General features: G+C 66.4%; 18 protein-coding genes and 5 pseudogenes. 14 read left to right on the forward strand and 9 right to left on the reverse strand.

Going from position 1 to position 20,018, the window contains the following annotated elements:
- The 4 genes and pseudogenes from ON19_RS15115 to ON19_RS43790 form a co-directional block, all read right to left on the reverse strand.
- Positions 1–523, reverse strand: a 523-nt coding sequence (locus tag ON19_RS15115; RefSeq protein ID WP_043691967.1) for a flavin-containing monooxygenase, incomplete at its 3' end; no start/stop codon positions are given.
- 101 nt (positions 524–624) lie between these two features.
- Entirely contained in the window at positions 625–1,053 is a 429-nt protein-coding gene (locus ON19_RS15120; RefSeq protein WP_255218391.1) for an alpha/beta fold hydrolase, read from the reverse strand.
- A gap of 193 nt (positions 1,054–1,246) precedes the next feature.
- Positions 1,247–2,478 (reverse strand): annotated as a pseudogene (locus tag ON19_RS15125) (MFS transporter).
- Positions 2,479–2,575: 97 nt separating this feature from the next.
- Positions 2,576–2,795, reverse strand: a pseudogene (locus tag ON19_RS43790) (twin-arginine translocation signal domain-containing protein); the annotation flags it as partial.
- 375 nt (positions 2,796–3,170) lie between these two features.
- On the opposite strand from ON19_RS43790, the gene ON19_RS15130 reads away from it, so the two are divergent.
- From ON19_RS15130 to ON19_RS15175, 9 genes and pseudogenes are all read left to right on the forward strand, one after another.
- Positions 3,171–3,548, forward strand: coding sequence for an ArsR/SmtB family transcription factor (locus tag ON19_RS15130; RefSeq protein WP_043691968.1), 378 nt, complete (start codon positions 3,171–3,173; stop codon positions 3,546–3,548).
- Positions 3,545–4,663: an ACR3 family arsenite efflux transporter gene (gene arsB / locus ON19_RS15135; protein WP_043691969.1), complete on the forward strand. Its 1,119-nt coding sequence runs from the start codon at positions 3,545–3,547 to the stop codon at positions 4,661–4,663. The genes ON19_RS15130 and arsB overlap by 4 nt, the downstream gene beginning before the upstream one ends.
- The gene (locus ON19_RS15140; protein ID WP_043691970.1) at positions 4,660–5,067 is read left to right on the forward strand and encodes an arsenate-mycothiol transferase ArsC; all 408 of its coding nucleotides are present in this window, start codon (positions 4,660–4,662) and stop codon (positions 5,065–5,067) included. The genes arsB and ON19_RS15140 overlap by 4 nt, the downstream gene beginning before the upstream one ends.
- A gap of 28 nt (positions 5,068–5,095) precedes the next feature.
- Positions 5,096–5,767, forward strand: a pseudogene (locus ON19_RS15145) (arsenate reductase ArsC).
- A 42-nt stretch (positions 5,768–5,809) separates the two neighbouring features.
- Positions 5,810–6,220, forward strand: coding sequence for an arsenate reductase ArsC (locus ON19_RS15150; RefSeq protein ID WP_043691973.1), 411 nt, complete (start codon positions 5,810–5,812; stop codon positions 6,218–6,220).
- A gap of 18 nt (positions 6,221–6,238) precedes the next feature.
- Positions 6,239–6,625: an arsenite efflux transporter metallochaperone ArsD gene (gene arsD / locus ON19_RS15155; protein WP_043691975.1), complete on the forward strand. Its 387-nt coding sequence runs from the start codon at positions 6,239–6,241 to the stop codon at positions 6,623–6,625.
- A gap of 5 nt (positions 6,626–6,630) precedes the next feature.
- Entirely contained in the window at positions 6,631–8,415 is a 1,785-nt protein-coding gene (gene arsA, locus ON19_RS15160) for an arsenical pump-driving ATPase (RefSeq protein ID WP_043691977.1), read from the forward strand.
- Between the two features lie 235 nt (positions 8,416–8,650).
- Entirely contained in the window at positions 8,651–9,061 is a 411-nt protein-coding gene (locus tag ON19_RS15165; protein WP_169334181.1) for a hypothetical protein, read from the forward strand.
- A gap of 341 nt (positions 9,062–9,402) precedes the next feature.
- Positions 9,403–9,913: pseudogene (locus tag ON19_RS15175) on the forward strand (IS110 family transposase); the annotation flags it as partial.
- Between the two features lie 588 nt (positions 9,914–10,501).
- Here ON19_RS15175 and ON19_RS15180 read toward each other — a convergent pair.
- A complete protein-coding gene (locus ON19_RS15180; RefSeq protein ID WP_051168935.1) occupies positions 10,502–11,710 on the reverse strand; it encodes an FAD-dependent oxidoreductase in 1,209 nt (402 codons plus the stop codon).
- A gap of 145 nt (positions 11,711–11,855) precedes the next feature.
- Between ON19_RS15180 and ON19_RS15185 the strand changes: the two genes are divergently transcribed.
- The 3 genes from ON19_RS15185 to ON19_RS15190 all read left to right on the forward strand — a co-directional run bounded on the left by ON19_RS15185 (position 11,856) and on the right by ON19_RS15190 (position 13,200).
- Positions 11,856–12,128 carry a hypothetical protein gene (locus ON19_RS15185; RefSeq protein ID WP_157229714.1) on the forward strand — a complete coding sequence of 91 codons (273 nt, stop codon included), beginning with the start codon at positions 11,856–11,858 and terminating at the stop codon, positions 12,126–12,128.
- A gap of 41 nt (positions 12,129–12,169) precedes the next feature.
- The gene (locus ON19_RS40275; RefSeq protein WP_083899394.1) at positions 12,170–12,514 is read left to right on the forward strand and encodes a PEP-utilizing enzyme; all 345 of its coding nucleotides are present in this window, start codon (positions 12,170–12,172) and stop codon (positions 12,512–12,514) included.
- 140 nt (positions 12,515–12,654) lie between these two features.
- Complete coding sequence (locus ON19_RS15190) at positions 12,655–13,200, forward strand: hypothetical protein (RefSeq protein ID WP_218006422.1); 546 nt, start codon at positions 12,655–12,657, stop codon at positions 13,198–13,200.
- 1,101 nt (positions 13,201–14,301) lie between these two features.
- On the opposite strand, the pseudogene ON19_RS40285 reads toward ON19_RS15190, so the two are convergent.
- A pseudogene (locus ON19_RS40285) lies at positions 14,302–15,374 on the reverse strand (IS701 family transposase).
- A gap of 159 nt (positions 15,375–15,533) precedes the next feature.
- Here ON19_RS40285 and ON19_RS15195 point away from each other — a divergent pair.
- On the forward strand, positions 15,534–15,749 hold the full coding sequence (locus tag ON19_RS15195; RefSeq protein ID WP_051168903.1) for a YciI family protein: 216 nt from the start codon (positions 15,534–15,536) through the stop codon (positions 15,747–15,749).
- 205 nt (positions 15,750–15,954) lie between these two features.
- On the opposite strand, the gene ON19_RS15200 is transcribed toward ON19_RS15195, so the two are convergent.
- Complete coding sequence (locus tag ON19_RS15200) at positions 15,955–17,364, reverse strand: pentapeptide repeat-containing protein (RefSeq protein ID WP_086006648.1); 1,410 nt, start codon at positions 17,362–17,364, stop codon at positions 15,955–15,957.
- Positions 17,365–17,456: 92 nt separating this feature from the next.
- Positions 17,457–17,936, reverse strand: coding sequence for a hypothetical protein (locus ON19_RS41895; RefSeq protein ID WP_157229715.1), 480 nt, complete (start codon positions 17,934–17,936; stop codon positions 17,457–17,459).
- 211 nt (positions 17,937–18,147) lie between these two features.
- Here ON19_RS41895 and ON19_RS15205 point away from each other — a divergent pair, with 211 nt between their 5' ends.
- A complete protein-coding gene (locus ON19_RS15205; RefSeq protein ID WP_157229716.1) occupies positions 18,148–19,104 on the forward strand; it encodes a right-handed parallel beta-helix repeat-containing protein in 957 nt (318 codons plus the stop codon).
- Here ON19_RS15205 and ON19_RS38930 read toward each other — a convergent pair.
- Complete coding sequence (locus tag ON19_RS38930; RefSeq protein ID WP_083899396.1) at positions 19,101–19,868, reverse strand: TetR/AcrR family transcriptional regulator; 768 nt, start codon at positions 19,866–19,868, stop codon at positions 19,101–19,103. The two genes, ON19_RS15205 and ON19_RS38930, sit on opposite strands and share 4 nt — an antisense overlap.
- Between the last annotated feature and the right edge of the window lie 150 nt (positions 19,869–20,018).

The raw sequence follows: 20,018 nt of genomic DNA on the forward strand, positions 1-20,018 counted from the left end.
GCACGGCGGTGTTGCCTGCGCCGATGACGATCACGTTCTGTCCGGCGTACTCGTGTGGTGCACGGTAGTGACTGGCGTGCAGCAGTTTTCCGGTGAAGCTGTCCTGGCCGGGCAGGGACGGGATGTTCGGGGAAGCGAATCCGCCGGTGGCGGCGATGAGGCGGGGTGCGTGGAACGCGGCGCCGGTGTCGGTGTGGACGGTGAAGGTGTGTCCGTCGTGGGTGACGGTGTCCACGCGGTGTTCGAGGTGGATGTCGGTGTCGAGGGTTGCGGCGTAGCGACGGAGGTAGTCGATGACTTCGTCGCGGTGGGGGCAGTGGTCGGGGTCTCCGGGGAACGGCATGCCGGGCAGGGAGCTGTATCGGGCGGGGGAGAACAGGGTGAGGCTGTCGTAGTAGCGCGGCCAAGAGCCGACAGGTTCGCTGCCGGCTTCGATCAGGGTGACCGTCAGACCGCGGCGGCGGAGGTGATGGGTGGCGGCCAGGCCGGATTGGCCGGCGCCGATGACGATGGCGTCGCTCATGAGATGTTCGTGCTTTCAGTTGTCGGATCGAGCAGCAGGAGAAGGCATGCGGGGGTAGTGAGGCCGGCGCGACGCAGACCTCACCGAGTGGTGCGGGGTCGTCAGAAGTGGGTGAAGGCGGCCAGAGCGGTGGCGAGCAGGCGGGGGCGACGTGGTGTCCTTGACCGTGCAGCGTCTCGCGGGTGAGGCCTGGTATCGCGGTGGCGAGGTGGTCGGCGGCGTCGAGGATGTAGGGGGCGCTGGTGGTACCGACGATCAGCCGGGTCGGGACGCTGACGGTGGCGTATCGCTCGACGGTAGAGAGCGAGGCGGTCGATGCGGTCGGGGGCGGCGAGGGCGGTTTCGAGGGCGATGACCGCGCCGTAGGAGTAGCCGAACAGGGTGGTGACCGGTCCGACGGCGTCGATGACGGCCAGCACGTCATCGATCATGTGGCTGATGTGCGGGGACGAGTGGCCCCATCCGCTGGTGCCGTGCCCGCGCAGGTTGATCAGGACGACCTCGAAGTTGTCGGCGAGGTGCTCGGCCATCGGCAGCAGGCTGATCGCGCTGCCGAGCCCGCCGTGCACTCCGACGATGACCGGTCCCGCCCCGCGGGCGAGGTAGGTGATGGCGTGCCGTCAGTCGAGGTCACCGCACCGCCGCGCACCAGGGCTGTGCCGGATACCGAGACCGGGGCTGGGGTTGCTGCGGGTACGAGGGATGGATTCGACGTGGTGGAGGTCATGCTGTGTGCGGTTCTTTCGCAGAGGGTGTCGGGATGCTTGCAGCGGCCAGGAGCGCGGCAGCGACGGCGATGCCGCCGAGGATGAGGAAGGCCGTGGCGTAACCACCGACAGCGGCAGCCAGCGCGGTGGCGCCGAACGGGGCCAGCGCCATGGTGATGGTCAGGGGTGCCGACAGCAGGCCGGTGAGGTGGCCGTAGTGGGCGCTGCCCCAGCGGTCGGTGACGGCGGTGGCTTGCAGCAGCGTGAATACGCCGCGGGCCATGCACGCGGCGATCGCAGCTGCGATCAGCACGGCGGCGGTGGTGAACACCCCGAGCAGGGCGGTGGTGGCGGCGATGGCGAGCAGGATCGCGACGGTGCGGGCGCGGACGCTGGTGCGCGCGGCCAGGGTCGCGTAGCCGAGGCGGCTGGCGACCTGCCCGGCGCCACCCAACCCGAGCGCGACCGCGGCGACGGTGGTGTCAAGACCGCGTTCGGTCAGCAACGGCACCAAGGTGACCACCACGGCGAAGGAGGCGAACCCGCTGAGGCTCAACGAGATCGCCAGCACGAGGAACGCGCGGCTGCGCGCCACCGGCCCTGGGTGGGTGAGGTGGGCGTGTTCGGGTTCGGCGGCCGGGCGCGGCGGCCACGGCACCCGCAGCCCCAACCAGTGCCCCGGCACGGTCACCACTGCCAGGATCACCGTCAGCACCAGATATGTTGCCCGCCAGTCCATGTGCGCGACCAGGGCGGCGGTCAGCGGGGCGAACACGGTGGAGGCCAACCCCGCAGCCAGAGTCAGGATGGTCAGCGCGCGGATCCGGTTCGGCCCGTACCAGCGGGTGAGGGCGGCGAAAGCCGGGGGATACAGCACCGCCCCCATCGCGACCCCTGCCAGCAGCCACCCCGCGACGAACCATACGAGGGTGGGGGCGGTCGCGACCAGGATCAGGGCGGGTATGGACAGCAGTGATCCGGTGGTCATGACGCCGCGAGGGCCGTGGTGGTCGAGCCAGCGGCCGATCGGGATACCGGTGAGGGCGGCGAGGAGTTGTCCGGCGGAGAACGCGGGGTCAGTGCGGTCGCCGACCAGCCGGTGTCGGTGGTGATGTGCCCGAGCAGCACAGGGAAGGCGTAGAACAGGATTCCCCAGCTGGTGATCTCGGTGACGCACAGCATCACCAACACCCGCCGCAACCCAGCCCCGGTGGCCACCGGCTTCGGCGGCGCGGAAACAGCCTCCATCACAGACCCGTTCAGCGCGCGGGCACGGCGGCCACCGGCAGCGCCTGCAACGCCACCGGCCCCGACAACAACACCTCCTGCTCAGCCGGTGCACCACCACCACGCCACCCGCACCGATCGCCAGCACCGCCGCCGCGCCGCCCTTGAGAACGCCGCGGCGCGACAACGAAGCGACGATGTCACCGAAGTATTCACCGCCCGAGGTATTGGGCACCTCGTGGAAGCATGCGTTCCCGCACTTGTACCGGCATGGTGATGGAGGCACGCGACGACTGGCCGTCGTGCTGCACGAAAAGGGCGAGTGGTGTGAGCTTCACGGCGAACTCCCAAATGGGTCTGACGCGCCGCACGGTAAACACCGCAGACGATTCACAGAAGACGCGCAGATGAACGACCAACCAATTAGGTAACCCTTCACACCCAGGGACCACGGGGGCACAGATCAGGTCGGTCGACACGCGCCTCGCCGCGGTGGCGGCGCTACGCTGGGTCCGGGTTGTCGCGCCTATGTGATCATGGACTCGCTCATCGCCCGCCGCGCTGCGGCACGATCCAGTGCCGCCTATTGCAGTATTACCAGGTCAAGCGAAGTGTCCACGTGCCGGACGTCCGGCCCGAACCCACACACCCCGTGCTTGTGTTCACCGGGTGTTTGCTTGCCCGATTGTATAGATATCGGTCAATATAGCTGTATGTCGAAGTCGAAGCTGGTGGTGACGCCTGTGCAGGCGTGCTCGGCCGTGCCGATCGTGCGTGAACCCTTGTCGGCGGACGCGGCCGGTGAGTTGGCCGGGATATTCAAGGCGCTGTCGGACCCGGTGCGGTTGCGCCTGTTGAGCGCGATCGCTTCGCGCGAAGGTCAGGAAGCGTGCGTGTGTGATCTGTCCGAGGGCATCGACCTGACCCAGCCGACGATCTCGCATCACTTGAAGGTGTTGCGCGAGGCCGGGCTGCTTGCCAGTGAACGCCGCGCCTCCTGGGTGTATTACCGGGTGATTCCCGAAGCGCTGCAACGACTGTCGGATGTGCTGCTGGTCGAAAGTGGTGCCGCCGCGGGGGTGAACGCGTGAGCGCGGATACCGCCGCCGCGGAGAGCGGAGTCGTGGCGAAGCTGTCCACGCTGGACCGGTTCCTGCCGGTGTGGATCGGTGTCGCCATGGCCGCAGGACTGCTACTCGGACGAATGATCCCCGGGCTCGGGGATGGGTTGAGCGCGGTCGAGATCGACGGCATCTCCCTGCCGATCGCGATCGGCCTGCTGATCATGATGTACCCCGTTTTGGCGAAGGTGCGCTACGACCGGCTCGACACCGTCACCGGCGACCGCAAGCTGCTGATCGGGTCGCTGGTGTTGAACTGGCTGCTCGGCCCGGCGTTGATGTTCGCCCTGGCATGGCTGCTCCTGCCGGATCTGCCGGAGTACCGGACCGGGCTGATCATCGTCGGGCTGGCGCGCTGCATCGCGATGGTCATCATCTGGAACGACCTGGCCTGCGGTGACCGCGAAGCCGCCGCCGTGCTGGTGGCATTGAACTCGGTGTTCCAGGTGATCATGTTCGCGATGCTGGGCTGGTTCTACCTGTCGGTGCTGCCGGGCTGGCTCGGCCTGGAGCAGACCACCATCGATACCTCGCCGGGGCAGATCGCGAAATCGGTGCTGATCTTCCTCGGCATCCCGCTGCTGGCGGGCTATCTGACCCGCCGCTTCGGTGAGCGTGCCAAGGGCCGCGACTGGTATGAATCCACGCTGCTGCCCCGCATCGGGCCGTGGGCGCTGTACGGGCTGCTGTTCACCATCGTCATCCTGTTCGCCCTGCAAGGCAAACAGATCACCTCCCAACCCCTGGACGTCGTGCGCATCGCGATCCCGCTGCTGGCCTACTTCGCCATCATGTGGGGCGGCGGCTACCTGCTGGGCGCTGTGATGGGCCTGGGCTACGAGCGCACCACCACACTGGCGTTCACCGCCGCGGGCAACAACTTCGAACTCGCCATCGCCGTCGCCATCGCCACCTACGGCGCCACCTCCGGCCAAGCCCTCGCCGGAGTCGTCGGACCCCTCATCGAAGTGCCAGTGCTCGTCGGCCTGGTCTATGTCTCGCTGGCGCTGCGCAAGCGGTTCCGCCCGGCCTCTGCCGCACCCATCGCGGCTGCCCTCGCACAGGAAAGGGCACTGGAGCGGTGACCACGACACCAGCTGTGCTTTTCGTGTGCGTCAAGAACGGCGGCAAATCCCAGATGGCCGCCGGACTGATGCGGCACGCCGCCGACGGGCGCGTCGAGGCCTACTCCGCGGGAACCGCGCCAGGGGAGGGTCTCAACGCGTTGTCGGTGCAGTCGCTACAGGAAGTCGGTGTCGACATCCGCGACGAAGTACCCAAGCCGATCGACGAGCGGCTGCTGCGTGCGGTCGACCGGGTCGTCGTCTTGGGCCGTGAAGCCCGCATCGAACCGGTCGAGGGCGTCGCGATTGTCCACTGGAACACCGACGAACCCTCCGAACGCGGCATCGACGGCATCGAACGCATGCGACTGGTCCGCGACGACATCAATACCCGCGTCCAGCACCTGCTCACCGAACTCACGTGAAATCAGAAACCTGAGCAAGGGAACCGCCGTGACCGAAAGCCCGCTCGCCCAGGCCCACTACCACCACCCTGATCTGGCCATCGACCAGAAGGTCGCGCTGAAGACCGCCGCCACTCGGCTGCAGCGTGAGTTCGAAGGCACCTTCGGTGTCGAGACCATCGAACGATTCCTGCACTCCTCCTACGACCAGTTCGCCGGACGCGCAACCGTGGTGAACTTCCTGCCGCTGCTGTACCGAACGCTTCGCCCGCCAACGCCTGCAAGCCCTGGCCAAAGTCGAGGGCAAAGCCCACACCGGCAAACCCACCGTGCTGTTCCTGTGCACCCACAACGCCGGTCGCTCGCAGATGGCGTTGGGATTCTTCCCTCACCTCGCTGGGACAACGCCGTCGCGTGGTCCGGCGGTTCGGAGCCCGGCGCGGAGATCAACCCTGCGGCTGTCGAGGCCATGGCGGAGGTCGGTATCGACATCACCGGCGAGTTCCCGAAGCCGTGGACGGAGGAGATCCTGCAGGCCGCCGACGTGATCATCACGATGGGTTGCGGGGACGCCTGCCCGCTGTATCCGAGGCGCCGCTACGAGGAATGGGCTCTCGAGGACCCCGCCGGACTCGATGTCGCCTCGATCCGTCCGATTCGGGAGGAGATCGAAACCCGCGTCCGTCACCCGCTCGCCGAACTCTACATCCCCACCGCCTGACGCCCGTCCGGCACCTGCTCACCGAAAGGTTCTCTCCAACTCATGGCCAGCAAGCCCAGTGTTCTCTTCGTCTGCGTCCACAACGCCGGACGCTCCCAGATGGCCGCAGGCTTCCTCAACCACCTCGCCGGCGATGCCATCGAGGTCCGCTCCGCCGGCAGCACGCCCGCCGAGTGGGTCAATCCGGCCGCGGTCGAAGCCATGGCCGAGGTCGGGATCGATATCTCCGATCAGTCGCCGAAGATCCTCACCTTCGACGCGGTGGAATCCTCCGATGTGGTCATCACCATGGGCTGCGGCGACACCTGCCCGGTGTTTCCCGGTGTGAGCTACCGCGACTGGGTGCTCGAGGACCCCGCAGGCAAGGGGGTGGAAGCGGTGCGCCCGATCCGCGACGAAATCAAAACCCGCGTCGAGGATTTGATCGCCGAACTACTGCCCGCCCGCGCCTGAGCTGAGGACACCCGACACATGAGCACCATCGAGGTTTTCGAACCGGCCCTGTACTGCTACACCGGAATCTGTGGACCCGACGTGGATCAGGCACTGATCACCTTATCCGCCGATCTCGACTGGATCCGCGGCCAGGGTGGGGATATCACTCGCCACAACCTGGCCTCGGAGCCACTGGTGTTCGCGAGTAACGAACCGGTACGCCGCTTCCTCGAGCTCGCCGGATCCGACGGCCTGCCGCTGGTGCTCGTCGATGGTGTCACCGTGCTGACCGGCCGCTACCCGACCCGCGCCCAGCTGGCGACCTGGGCTGGGATCACCGATCCCGGCCCGGTCACGGCACCGGCCGGGGTGGGGTTGCTGGGGCTGACCGAGGGTGACTGCAGCGGGCCGGGCTGCTGTTGAGGACGATGACGACTCCACGCTTTCTCACCGACGCGCCGCGCTTTTTGTTCTTCACCGGCAAAGGCGGGGTCGGCAAGACCTCCATCGCGTGCGCGTCGGCGGTCGCGCTGGCCCGCCGCGGTTTGCGGGTTCTGCTGGTCAGCACCGACCCCGCGTCCAACCTGGGGCATGTCTTCGGAATGACGATCGGGGCGAGCATCACCGGGATACCGGCGGTGACCGGGTTGTCGGCCTTGGAGATCGACCCGCAGCAGACCGCGGCGGCCTATCGTGAACGGATCATCGCTCCGGTCCGTAATCTGCTGCCGGTCAAGGAAATCGAGAAGATCACCGAGCAGCTGTCGGGGTCCTGCACCACCGAGATCGCCTCGTTCAACGAATTCACCGCGCTACTCACCACGACCGGCGGGCCCGCCGAAGCGTTCGACCACATCGTGTTCGACACCGCCCCCACCGGGCACACGATCCGGCTGCTGCAACTTCCCGCAGCCTGGACCGAGTTCCTCGAAGGCACCGGCGATGCCTCCTGCCTCGGCCCGCTTTCGGGCTTGGATGCCCAGCGCGACATCTACCGCGCCGCGGTGCGCGCGATCACAGACCCTACGCTGACTCGGCTGGTCCTGGTCGCCCGCGCGCAGACCGCGTCGCTGAACGAAATCGCCCGCACTTACGCCGAACTCGCCGACATCGGTGTACGAAGCCAGCATGTAGTCCTCAATGCCGTGCTCCCGGAACCGACCATCGACGACCCCATCGCCTCGGCGATCCACCGCCGGGAGCAAACCGCGGTGGCTGCCCTTCCCACTGAATTGGTCGATCTGCCGACCGATCGCATCGAACTCAAAGCCACCAACATGGTCGGCATCGACGCGCTCGACCAACTCTTCGCCGACACCTCCGCGCCCAGCGACGCACCCGAGGTCCCGGCACCGGACATCCCTGCCGAAGCGTCGCTGGGAGTTCTCATCGATGAACTCGCTGAGAGCGACCACGGATTGATCATGTGCATGGGCAAGGGCGGGGTCGGCAAAACCACCATCGCCGCGGCGATCGCCACCGAACTCGCCCGTCGCGGCCACGACGTGCACCTGACGACCACCGATCCAGCAGCTCACCTCGAGCACGTGCTGGCCGGCAGCCCCGAGGGCCTGCGTGTCTCCCGGATCGACCCGGCCGAGGCCACCGACCGGTACCGCACCCATATCCTCACAACCAAGGGCGCGCACCTCGACGAACAGGGCCGGGCCGCGCTGGCCGAAGACCTTCGATCGCCGTGCACCGAGGAAGTGGCGGTGTTCCAAGCGTTTTCCCGCATCATCGGTGAATCGCGGCGCCGGTTCGTGGTTGTGGACACCGCGCCGACGGGCCACACACTGCTGCTGCTGGATGCCACCGGTTCCTATCACCGCGAGATCGCCCGCCAGATGGGCGAAGGCGCTCGCTTCACCACGCCCTTGATGCGGCTGCGTGATCCGGCCGCGACCCGGATCATCGTGGTGACCCTGGCCGAAACCACCCCGGTTCTGGAAGCTGTTGCCTTGCAGGCAGATCTCGAACGTGCCGGAATTCATCCGTGGGCCTGGGTGGTCAACAACTCCCTTGCCGCCGCGGCACCCTCGGCCACCCTGCTACGGTACCGCGCCGCCGAAGAACTCGCCCCCATCCGCACCATCGCCCAGCAGGCCCAGCGGTATGCGGTCGTGCCGATGAGCGCGTCCGAACCCCTCGGCGCCACCAGGTTGTCCGCCCTCGCCACCGACCGGGCATCTCTCGGGCTCACCCAGCGGTAAGCCGAGTCCGTTGACGCCAAAGAGGCCCGCGACCGTCTCGCGGGGACTTCTGTCGGCCGCATACGCTGTAGAGCAACGTCTTTCGACTGACAGCAGGGTTCGTATGGCACAGCTTCCGTCCATCCTGAGTGCGATCGCCGCCACCTTGGCTGCGGTCCTGTCGTGTGGAACTCTCTACGTCACTGGGCGGCGCGAGCATCGGCGGTGGCTTCGCGATTCTCTGGTCGAGGCATATGTGGAGTATGTCGAGGCGAGCTTCGCCGGTCGCCCCGCTCGAACTCTGGAACTGCGTGCGGCGGAAGACGACGACGGCGTGATCGAGCAGAAGGAAAAGTCGGACGAGGCCCGCGAGCGCGCGATGGTGAGCCTCACCAGGCTGCGTCTCATCGCTCCTCGCGAAGTCGTCGCCGCCGCCGAGAAACTGCATTTCGCCGATGTCGACGCGATGGCTGTGGCGTTCAATGGGCCGGTCCCGCCGGACGATACGTGGCGCGCCGCGCGTCAGCATCAGCGGGAGTGCCGGGACCGGTTCATCGGCGAGGTGAGGAAGTCTATGGGGGTGGGGAGGCAAGCCAGCGTCACTCTCAGCGGACCGTGGAGGTACAGCCCACGATCTGGACAGACGGGGACCGCGTTGTTCAGCTAGTCCGACTTCTTCTGTCGAGAACCGGTCGTTTCCTCATCAGCGCGTGGGACACGAGTGCGTCGTGCTATCTGCCGACGTATCCGATGGAAGCGGCGTATAGCCGGCCCGTTACCTTTTTCGTGGGCCCGGTACCGGGCCCACGGTCGCCAGGCCCGGTATGACTTCTTGCCCCTGTTTTTCGAATGATCCGGGGGGTGGTGGCGCCGGGCTCTGGTGGCGTCGACGGACCGCTGATGGGGACAGGGCCGATGGTAGGTCTCTTCGTAACGTGGGTGCCGGGCGTTGACGCCAGATCGGCGGCCGTCCGACTGAGCGTTGCGATGCAATGAGCACCGAGCAAGGTGACACAACCTTATGCCGTGTTCTGCGGCGTTGACGTGGGAAAAGGCGAACACCACGCGGTCCGGCTCGACCCGAACGGGAAACGGTTGTTCGACAAGGCATTACCCAACGACGAGTCGCGGTTGAGGTCGGTGTTCGACAAGCTCGCCGCTCACGGCCGGTTGTTGATCGTGGTCGATCAACCCAACACGATCGGCGCCCTGCCGGTGACCGTCGCCCGCGCCTGCGGCCACGATGTCGCCTATCTGCCCGGGCTGGCGATGCGCCGCATCGCCGACCTTTACCCAGGTCAGGCCAAGACCGATGCCCGCGGCGCCCACATCATCGCCGACGCCGCCCGCACCATGCCCCACACGGCTGCGCCGCGTCGATATCGGTGACGACACCCTCACCGAACTCGGTGTTCTGGGCGGCTTCGACGACGACCTCGCCGGTGAAGCGACCCGCACCAGCAACCGCATCCGCGGCCTGCTCACCGGCATCCACCCCGTCCTCGAACGCGTCCTCGGACGCGGAGGTCGAAATCTGGTTCGGACCCGCGCGTCCGGAACCGGCGCCGGTGTGCCCGCACCGACTGTCCGGCCGACGCGCGGGCGCCGAGGTCCGGCCACGGCGGCGGATGCCTACCATTCCTCGCGGCCATGGCCTACTCGCTCAGATCGCGAGGTTAGGACGATCATGAATACAGGCGACAGCTCCCAGCGCGGGTGCCGGACTGACACGAGCTCAGCGCGGCCATCCACATCTGCAGGAGACGGCTAATGCAGGGCGGTGGCGGGTGGGGCTGCGATAGTGTCCGGGCGGTGCCACGTGGGCGTGACGGCTGGGACTCCAAGCCGGTTGAGGGAGTGGAAGTTCGGTGTGAAGGGGTGGCGAGTGAGGCGGTGGCTGGCGGTGTCGGCGACCAATATCGCGAGGCCGTGAGGGTAGTCGGCCGGTCCGCGGATCGAGGCGATCAGGTCGGCGTCCTCCCATGTGACGACGACAGCTCGCTGTCCGCTATCTGGCCACCATCCACATCGCCGCGATCAACCAATGGCTACGGCATGAGTGAGGGCCGGCCAAACGGGCCGCCCTCACCACACTTCGACACAGACTCTAGTTGTTGGCGCGTTGGATGGAGCGTCGGACCAGGCCGCGGATGCCGGGAAGCTGGATGGCGCGGAGCATCAGTTCGCCAGCCCAGACATGTGTGCGTGACGGCGGGGCGAATCGGCTGATTCCTTTCCGGGCCAGTGCCTGTCGTTTGTGTACTTCCGGGCGCAACGACGTCTCCCAGGTGTCGAGTGCGGTGGGAATGTCGTCGCCGTGTGCCGCTAGCGCGGTGCCGAGCCGGTCGGCGCCGTCGAGGGCCAAGGCGGCACCGTAGCCGGCGAATACCGTTACGCACCATGCTGCGTCCCCGAGCAGGACGACTCGGTCGTGACTCCAGCGGTCCATCACGATTTGGCCGACCGAGTCGAAGTAGGCGGCCGCGGGATCGGCCTCGAGTTGGTGGAGGGCGTCGGCGACACCGCCTCCGAGATCCCCGAACGCTCGGGTGAGAGCGGGTGCGGCGCCGAGAGCCAGTTCGGTGCCAGGGTCGGGGCAGCGGTAGGTGAAGAACGCCGAGGACCGTTCCGGTCCTAGGTTCATCACCGCGGCCGTGCGTCCGGGTCCGATAAAGGTGGTGCCGACGCCTTCCGGTACGTGCTCGGGAACCGTTTCGAGCGGAAACGCGCCGACCATGTGGCCCAGGTCCACGAAATATTCGGGCTCGGCGCCGAATACGAGCTCGCGGACTCGGGAGTGCACGCCGTCGGCGCCGACGAGGAGTTCGGTTTGCAGGCGGGTGCCATCACTGAGGGTGACCACGACTTCCCCGGAGGTCTGGGCGACGGCCTGCACGGTGGTGTCGAAACGGATGTCGACGAGGTCGGCCACCGCGCCGTACAGCGCCGACTCCAAGTCGCCGCGGAACAAGCTCAGTGCCCGGTTCCCGACGGCAGCCTCGGCGACAGCGGCCGGAATCCTGAACTTCTCCCGTCCGTCCGCGTGGACGAGGACCGAGGTGAAGAACCCGATACCGCGCGGGGTCAGCGCCGGTATGAGCCCGAGTCGCTCGGCGGCGGCATACCCGGGTCCGTGCAGGTTCACCAGGTAACCGCTACTGCGACGAGTCGGCGCGCGTTCGACCACGACGACGTCCCAGCCTTGCTGATGCAGCCGCAACGCGGCGGCCAAACCAGCGATGCCGGCGCCGACGACCGTCGCCCGCCTGCCCGATGCCTTGGCGTGCTGGTGCGCGGCGTTCTCGAGAGCTTCCATGTGTGACTCCTGGATCGATCCGTTGTCGGCGAACGCCATCCACGAACTATCGCCATGCCGTCGAACTATCGCCATGCCGTCGAACTATCGCCATGCCGTCAACTAATAGTTGACGATGACGCGGTCGTCAACCTATGGTTGACGCATGGATCGACAGGTGCCGCTGCGCGACGTGATCGCCGCGATCGAGCGGGCCCACCCCGATAGCAGCCTGGATCAGTTGGCAGCAGCGGTGACTCACGCTGCGCACTGGTTGCGGCTGGCCGATCAGCTGCTCGACTATTTCGTGGACCAAGCCCGGCACGCGGGCATGCCCTGGGCGGAAATCGGCGCCCACCTCGGTGTCTCCCGGCAGGCCGCGCAGCGGCGATTCGCGACCCGCGTCGCAGAGCGCCATGCGGCCACTACGCGGCGGTGACGGGCCGAATCGTGGTGGCGCGGCGGACAGGAGGAACCAAGATGCCAGATGCACCGATTGTCACCGGCGCCCCGGCCAGCCGTGGTGTTGTCGCCGGTCCGGTCCGGCTGGTGCACAGTGTTGACGACTTCGACGCGGTTCGGCCGGGCGATGTCATCGTCTGTCGCACGACCGATCCGTCGTGGACAGTGCTTTTCGGCGTTGCCGCCGCGGTGGTGACCGAAACCGGGGCAATTCTCTCCCATGCGGCAATCGTCGCCCGCGAGTACGGGATCCCAGCTGTGGTGGCGGCCAAGGGTGCCATGAAGGCCCTGGCGAATCATCGGACGATCTCGGTCGATGGGACAAACGGACACGTTCATGCCGTTCGCTCAACTCAACGTTGATGTCACTTCACCAGGCATGGCTGATCGACACGAAAGGGAGGTCCGGGATGACGCAAGTTTCACGCAGTTCGTTGCTCGCGTTGCACGCAATCCGCCTCGGAGGGTTCATTGATACGCAGGCAGTGGCCGACAGATATGGAATGCCTGTCGGCCTCGCCGAGTCGCACGTGCGGGACTTCCGAGAGTGTGGTTGGATCAGCCGCTTCCGTTTCGGGGCGGACGCAGGGTGGTCGCTCACCGAGAGCGGGCGTGCGGAGAACGAGCGGCTACTCGCCGACGAGCTTTCCGAGTGTGGGGCAAAAGCGTTCGTGGAAGACGTCTATCGCGAGTTTCTCCCGCTCAACGCACGGTTGGTGCAGGCTTGCACGGCCTGGCAGCTGACCATCCTGCCCGATGGCAGCATGAGGGACAACGACCACGGCGACGCGCAGCGGGACCGGCCGATCCTGGCCGAACTGGAAAGCCTCGCAGAGGAATTAGTTCCGCTGACGATTCAGCTCACCGAACGACTCGCGCGGTTCTCCGGTTACGACACTCGGTTCGCCGCGGCACTCTCCCTGGCCGCCGACAATCCCGAGATGGTGACCGGCACCAAACACGATTCCGCCCACCGAGTCTGGTTCGAACTGCACGAAGATCTGATTGCCACGCTGAGTATCGACAGGGCACTCCCCTCCTGCCCCTAGGCAGGTTCTCCCAAGCCCGGCGGTTCGGGGGCTGTCCAGGAAAGTGTGCAGGCCACGCTCTGGAACGGCACCGTCGGCATAACTCCTCGGGCACAAAGTGCCCCGGGTGATCGCCAGGAGGAATGCCGAGGGCGGCCACACGCAGCCCGCGACGGTTGCCGCGGTCACCCCACGAGCCGAATGCCCATTGCTCTGTAGAGAGCAGGTGCACTCCGTCGGCACGCCACGGCGTGGCCGACGCCCCCGCAGCCGCGGGAACGCCGAGCCCACCCCAACGCCATTGATGTTGTCATGAACCGGTCCCACACGTCGATGAAGCACACATCGACGTCGAGGGCGGCGCGGCGGGCGCGTTCGTTGTATCGGCGAGTTCGGCGTTGACCGCGGCGGTGTCGATGCCGGGCGGCCACCCGATCGGCGGGGCTGCGAGCACGGCCAGTGTCTGTGCGCGGGTTTCGAGCGCACGCAGAGCGGCGCGGATGTTGGCCTCGTACGCGTCGACCGATACGCTTTCGGGTCGCTGCTGGAAAACGTCGCCACACGTTCTATAGCCAGTCAATCGCTGTTATCTGTCGTAGTTCGACAAGGCCTATTCCAGTCGCGGCAACCGCACCTGGCTGCGTCGGCGCGGGATCAAAGCCACGATCCCGGTGCCGTCCGACCAGGCCGGTCACCGCCGGGCCCGCGGCCGCGCCGGTGGACGGCCGCCGGCGTTCGACCCGGTGATCTACCGCGACCGCAACACCGTCGAACGCCGCATCAACCAACTCAACCACCTCGTGCAGTCGCCACCCGCTTCGACAAACTCGCCGTCCGCTATCTGGCGACCATCCACATCGCCGCCATCAACCAATGGCTCCGCCACGAATGACAGCCGGGCCGGCCATCAGCCGACCCACTGCCGAGCACTGCGATACAGGCCCTAGTACTGCAACGGCACTCAGGTGAGTGGGTGTCCCCGTTGGCGGTAGTGGGATAGGCGGGCCTGGTGTTGTCGTCGGCGTCGCCAGTTCGACCACGCCCAGACCGTACTGGCGCAGCGTAGGGCCGGTAGGGCCAGGGCGATCGTCAGGCGCCGGATCTCCGGTAGCGTGAGGGCGATCATGTCTTGATCGCGGTCGCTGATTCCCCTTTTATGGCAACGGCTTTGGATCCTGTGAGCCAGGCCAGAGCGAGCATGGACAAGGTGATGTGGGCATACCAGGCCCGCCAGCTGCGGACCTGGTAGTGGTCGAGGCCGGCTTCGTTCTTGGCCTGCTGGAAACACTCCTCGATGCGCCATCGAGCCCCGGCGATCCACGCCAGATCGGCGATCGTGGACCGGCGTGGTCCGTAGCAGACGTAGTACGCGATTTCGGCAGGGTTGGAGATGCTGCGTCGTGCCAGTAGCCAGTGTCCGCGCCCGGGTTCCCAGAGAACACGGATAGGGACACGGGCCCAGTCGTAGTCGCGTGGCCCATGTGCCCCGGCACCGGCAGAGATCCGCTGCCACGCCCTGGCCGGTTTCGGCGGGTGGCCAGCACGTGGGCGATATCGTGCTGTTCGAGCCAGAACCGCAGATACTTCACCGCACCATAGGCTTCATCAGCGGTGAACCAACCAAACGGCACCTTCGCGGCCAAGGCCCGGGCGAGCATCGCGATCACCAGCCGCGGCTTGGTCGCGAACTCCACCGCATCGGGGATCCCGGCGGCCCGACAACGAGAACGGTCTTCGGTCCATGATTCGGGCAGATACAACTCCCGATCCACCAGCGCGTGCCCGCGCGCAGACGCATACGCCAGAAATACTCCGATCTGGCAGTTCTCCGTGCGCCCAGCCGTGCCAGAGTACTGGCGTTGCACCCCAGCCGATTTCACGCCCTTCTTCAGGAACCCGGTGTCATCGGCGATCAGTACCGCGTCCTGGCCACCGAGTCGTTCGGCCACATAGGCGCGAACATCGTCACGGACACCGTCGATATCCCAATCCGCCCACCGCAACAACCGCTGCATCCCGTCCGGACTCACCTCACCGGCCCGCTCGGCCAACGTCCACCCGTTCTTACGCTCCAGCCCGGCCACCAGTCCGGTCACATACTCCCGCACCCGCCCCCGCGGCTCCGACCGGGTGAACCGGCCCCCGATCCGAGCACACAGCGAATCCAACTCCGCTGCAACAACATCCACGACCACGCAGGCACGATACTCGAACCGAGTGCCGTTGCAGTACTAGGCCTCGACGCTGCTCGACCGAGGCCCGGGCGCTAGCGTTTGTCCATGTTCGTCGTGACGGTCACTTACACCGCTCCTTTGACCGACGTGGACCCCTTGCGCCCCGCCCACGGTGACTGATTGAAGCAACTCATCGCCGACCGGCGGCTGGTCCTGGCGGGACGCCGCGTACCACTGGTGGGCGGCGTCTACCTCACCGCGGCCATGCCGCGCGAGCAGCTCGACACGATCCTCGCCACCGATCCGTACGTTGTCCACGGCGTCGCAACGCACGAGGTCATGGAGTTCACACCACTACTGGCCGTGCCGGAGGCGGAGAAGCTGCTGGGAACCTGATCGGTGGCTGCCACGGCCCACCGCAGCGGGATGTGCGACAGCTGCACGTGTCTTACTGCTCGCTGGTTGGCGGGGTTCGACGACGGCGGCGTGTACTGCCTTGGAGCCGAAAGGGAGCCGACGGCTACTCGCGTACGCTCGGCGATCTCCTCAACGGGCAACTCCGCGGCCGGTCGCTCACCGAAGACCTCGCGGCACGGAACGATCATCCGGACGGTTCGGCGGGAGCGGGCGGCCACTCGTCGGGTTTGACGCTCGCCGGTTTGCCGCCGGGCTGTCCGTCCCAGTCGAACGTGACGCCGAGCCATGCCTTCGGCCGGTCGAACCGCACCTCCCTGGCCTGGAAGCGGGTGCCCGCGAAGGTGACCGCGCCGAAGAAGTCACCTCCCCGGAAGCTCACCTCACGCCCGCCGAGCCGTGCGTGGGCGAATGAGACATCGCCGTGGAATTCGGCGCCGTCGAAGCGGACGCTGCCGGTAGCGCTGCCGAAACGGCGCAACCGCCCACCCGGATTGCCGAAAGATGCCTGCGCGAAGGAGGTGGACGCGGCATGGAACAGGACCGCGCTGATATCGATGTGCGATCCGCCGAATATCGCCCTGTCGAAGTCGACTTGCGCTCCCTCGAAGGTCGCCGCGCCGAACTCGACACGCTCGGCGAGGAACCTGGCTTCGGTGAACGACGTGCGCTCACCGCGGAATGTCGTGCCACGAAACCAGACCGCCGAACCGCGGAAGACCGATCGGTGGAACGAGACCGGTGAGCTGAAGATCGCACCGTCGAACTTGAGGCCCGCTCCGCGTATCTCGGTACGTGCCGAGTCCCTGAGCGCGAATGTCACATCATCGAACAGTGTGCGCACGCCGCGGAAGAGTGTGTCACGGAAGGAAACATACCTCCCGGTGAACTTCGCGTATTCGAATGTGGTCGCACGGGATCCGATGAACACCGCCCGCGCGAAATACGTGCGCTCCCCGGAGAACACCGCATATCGGAAATCGGCATCCTCCAATATTGCGTCGGCGAAGTCGAAATCACGTTCCGACCACGACGTTTCCGCCGACGGGCGGACGTGGGCGACGATCACGTCGATGATCGCACGGCGCACCTCGCGATCGTTCTGCCGGAATTGATAGCGCCGCTCCACCGCAACGCCGTTGACCTCGCTGGACTCGGACCGGGATACCAGGTGATCGGCCCCGGCGTCCGGTTCGTACGGCAGGCGCAGGTATCCACACAGCACATCGATGCACTGCTGCCGCCTGCCGGGTGCACCGAATTCGTCGGCGACACCGGCCATCGCGTACACTCCGGCGATGCGCACCGCCACATCCGGATCACCGAGCTGTTTTGCTGCGGCACCGAACAGCTCCGCGAAGCGTGCGCGCTCCTGATCGCGCTGCTTGCGATAGGACACCACGAGTGCGACGGCACCACCGACTCCCGCGGTCACCGTCAACGCGATCTTGGTGAGATCCACCTGATTCGGCGTCTCCGCCTTCGCCCCGAGGAACAACCACAGCAGCCACCAGACGATCCCCGCGATCAGCAGTCCACCAACTGCGGCCAGCAGCACCGCCAGCAACAACGCCGAACGATGCAACCTCCGGCTCACCCGCTCGCCGAACCTCCCCAACCGCCGCACAGCGGAATAGTTGCGACCGACCTGCGACCAGTCGATTCACGCAGCATCCCAGTACCTTTCGGCTACTGAGAGTGTGAAGAAGTGCTCGACGTGACGAAGTCGGCGATGGTGTCCTGCATTTGCCGCAGGCCGGGCTGCTCGATCGGGTAGTGGCCGAACACCGACCCGATGAGCATCGGCTCGCCAACGTACGACGCGAGCTGGAGATCCTGCATCGGCAAATGGCCGAGGCCGCACGGGCCGACGACACCGACGACCCCGATATGGCGGCAGATCTGCTCTACCTGATCACCCGCGGCGCGATGATCACCAGCATGGAGGATCCGGCCCGCTGGCCGACCGAGCGCCTCGCCCGCGCCGCAGCCTACCTGGAGACCGGCTGCGAAACCGGCCGGACAACACCACCCGCGACGGCGCATAACAGCGAGCGGCACGGCACCGGGTACAGAGCCACCGCGGCCACCGGCTGCCACGCCTGCGGTGAATCGGTAACTGCCCACGGGATTCTCGGAAACGCAGCGATGCGGCGTCGCTTGCGACATAGTTGTAAACGCTTGCGTACCACACTTATACGCGGGTGTACCCTACTCCATGTTCGTGAATTGGATAAGAGACTTCATGAAGACGAGCACATCTGCCGCGGCGGCCGGGGCCGTCGCTATCACAGCCTTAGTCGTTGGCACCGCAGGCGGATTCCCCGGAGCGGCCTACGCCGACAACCCGCCCGGTGCGGGTTCACCAGGGGTGATCACTGTGGACACCACGGACGACGGCGTCGCGGCCGACCCCGGGCAGTGCCGCACGGTCGCTGGCACCTGCACACTGCGGGCCGCGGTGCAGACGGCCAATTCCCGCCCTGGCAGCACGATCGTGGTGCCCGCGGGACGGTACATTTTGACGATCGCTCCCGACCCATCGAAAGTGCAGGGTCGCAACCCAGATGCGGCCACCGGCGATCTGAATCTCACCGCGGCGACAGTGTTGCGTGGCGCAGGCCGCGATCGGACAGTGCTGGATGCCAACGGGATCGACAGGGTGCTCAGTATTGCCGCGCCCGTAACGGTGGCGGGATTGACTGTGACCGGCGGAGTCACCGCCCAACACGAGATTCCGTTCTACGACACCGGCGGGGGCGGGATTTCCAATTCGTCGAACCTCGTACTCGACGACGTTCTGGTTCGGGGCAACAGCGCTGGGTACGGCGGCGGAATCTTCAACGTGCCGGGGTCGGATTTACAGACGAAGAACACGACCATCACCGGCAATACATCCGGCGAGGCGGGAGGTGTGCGGTGCGATAACACCTGTACCTTCACCGACTCCACGATCTCCGACAACCGCGTGATCAATCCCGGAGAGTGGTACCGCCCTGGTGGATTCGCCGGACGCGGCGGCGGCGTAGACGTCCGGGGCCGGGGCGTGGTGACTTTCGATCGTGCGACGATCACCGGAAACACCGCCTCGGACGCCGGCGGCGGCATCAACGTGGCACCGGCCTACCTCGACACCCTTCCGCGCCAGGTGACCGATCGAGTCGATGCTCCGATCGGCACCGTCATCTTGCGGAACTCCACAATCACGGCGAATACGTCCGGTACCCCTGTGGCCAACTGCGCGAAGGTGTTCGCGAGGATCGTCTCGGAAGGCAGCAACACCAGCGACGATGCATCCTGCGACCTCACCGGGCCAGGCGACACAGTCGTGTCCTAGTCGACAGGCATGGCCAGCCCGAGCAGCGCGCGGTGAATGTACATCACGGTGTCCTCGAGCTCGAGCAAGTCACCTCCGGCACGCAGGGTTCGGCGAACGGCCTCGTTGGTCGCATCGGTCACCGCCAGATACGCGTAATCGGGAACCGGTGGACCAACGGGGCCTGCCGCTTCCCGCCACGATCGGATGAACCCGGCGAACCAGCGTTGGCATCGCCCGAACGACTCGATCGCGCGTGACCCGGCCACGGCGGTCTCCAGATAGAACGAGCGGGCAAACGACGGTTCGTCACGCAACAGAGTGAGATATTCGCGAATGCCGCGCTGAAGAGCCTCGAACGGCTCCACCGGTTCGGCGAATACCTGCCTCATCACCTGCTCGAGATGCTCGATCATCAAATCGCGACCCGTCTCGGCCGCGGCGAGGAAACATGCCTCCTTGTCCGGAAAGTGCTGATAGAACGTCCGGCGCGAAACCTTCGCCGCCGCAGCGATATCCGCGACCGTCACATTCGGATAGCCGCGGTCCGCGACGACGACCGTCACCCCGAACAAGAGCCGCTGCCGCTGCGACCCGGTCACCAGATCACGAGCCAGACCATGCGGCCCGTGCGGCAACTCCGTCAGGGTCGGCTCCAGCAACTTCTTCCGTTCCACCCGCACGTTCATATCAGGTGCTCCCCCCGCCCTCGCGCACACTCCGTCGTTCGATCGACCTCTAGGGCAGCCGTACCGTAGTGCCGGGCCGAGGGGGCTGAGAAGCATTGGCGGTACAGCCAACCACCAAGGGGGTCAGTTGCGCGAAACCTCGCTCGGGGCGCTCCCCAGAGAAGGCGGCTGTATGCGATCCTGGTGAGGCAAGTGGAGGGGAGTATTCCTTCGCGGCGGTCTCGTCAACTCGGGGGGTTCATGCCC

Origin of the sequence: Nocardia abscessus NBRC 100374 (assembly GCF_000308455.1) — a bacterium.
Taxonomy (GTDB): domain Bacteria; phylum Actinomycetota; class Actinomycetes; order Mycobacteriales; family Mycobacteriaceae; genus Nocardia; species Nocardia abscessus.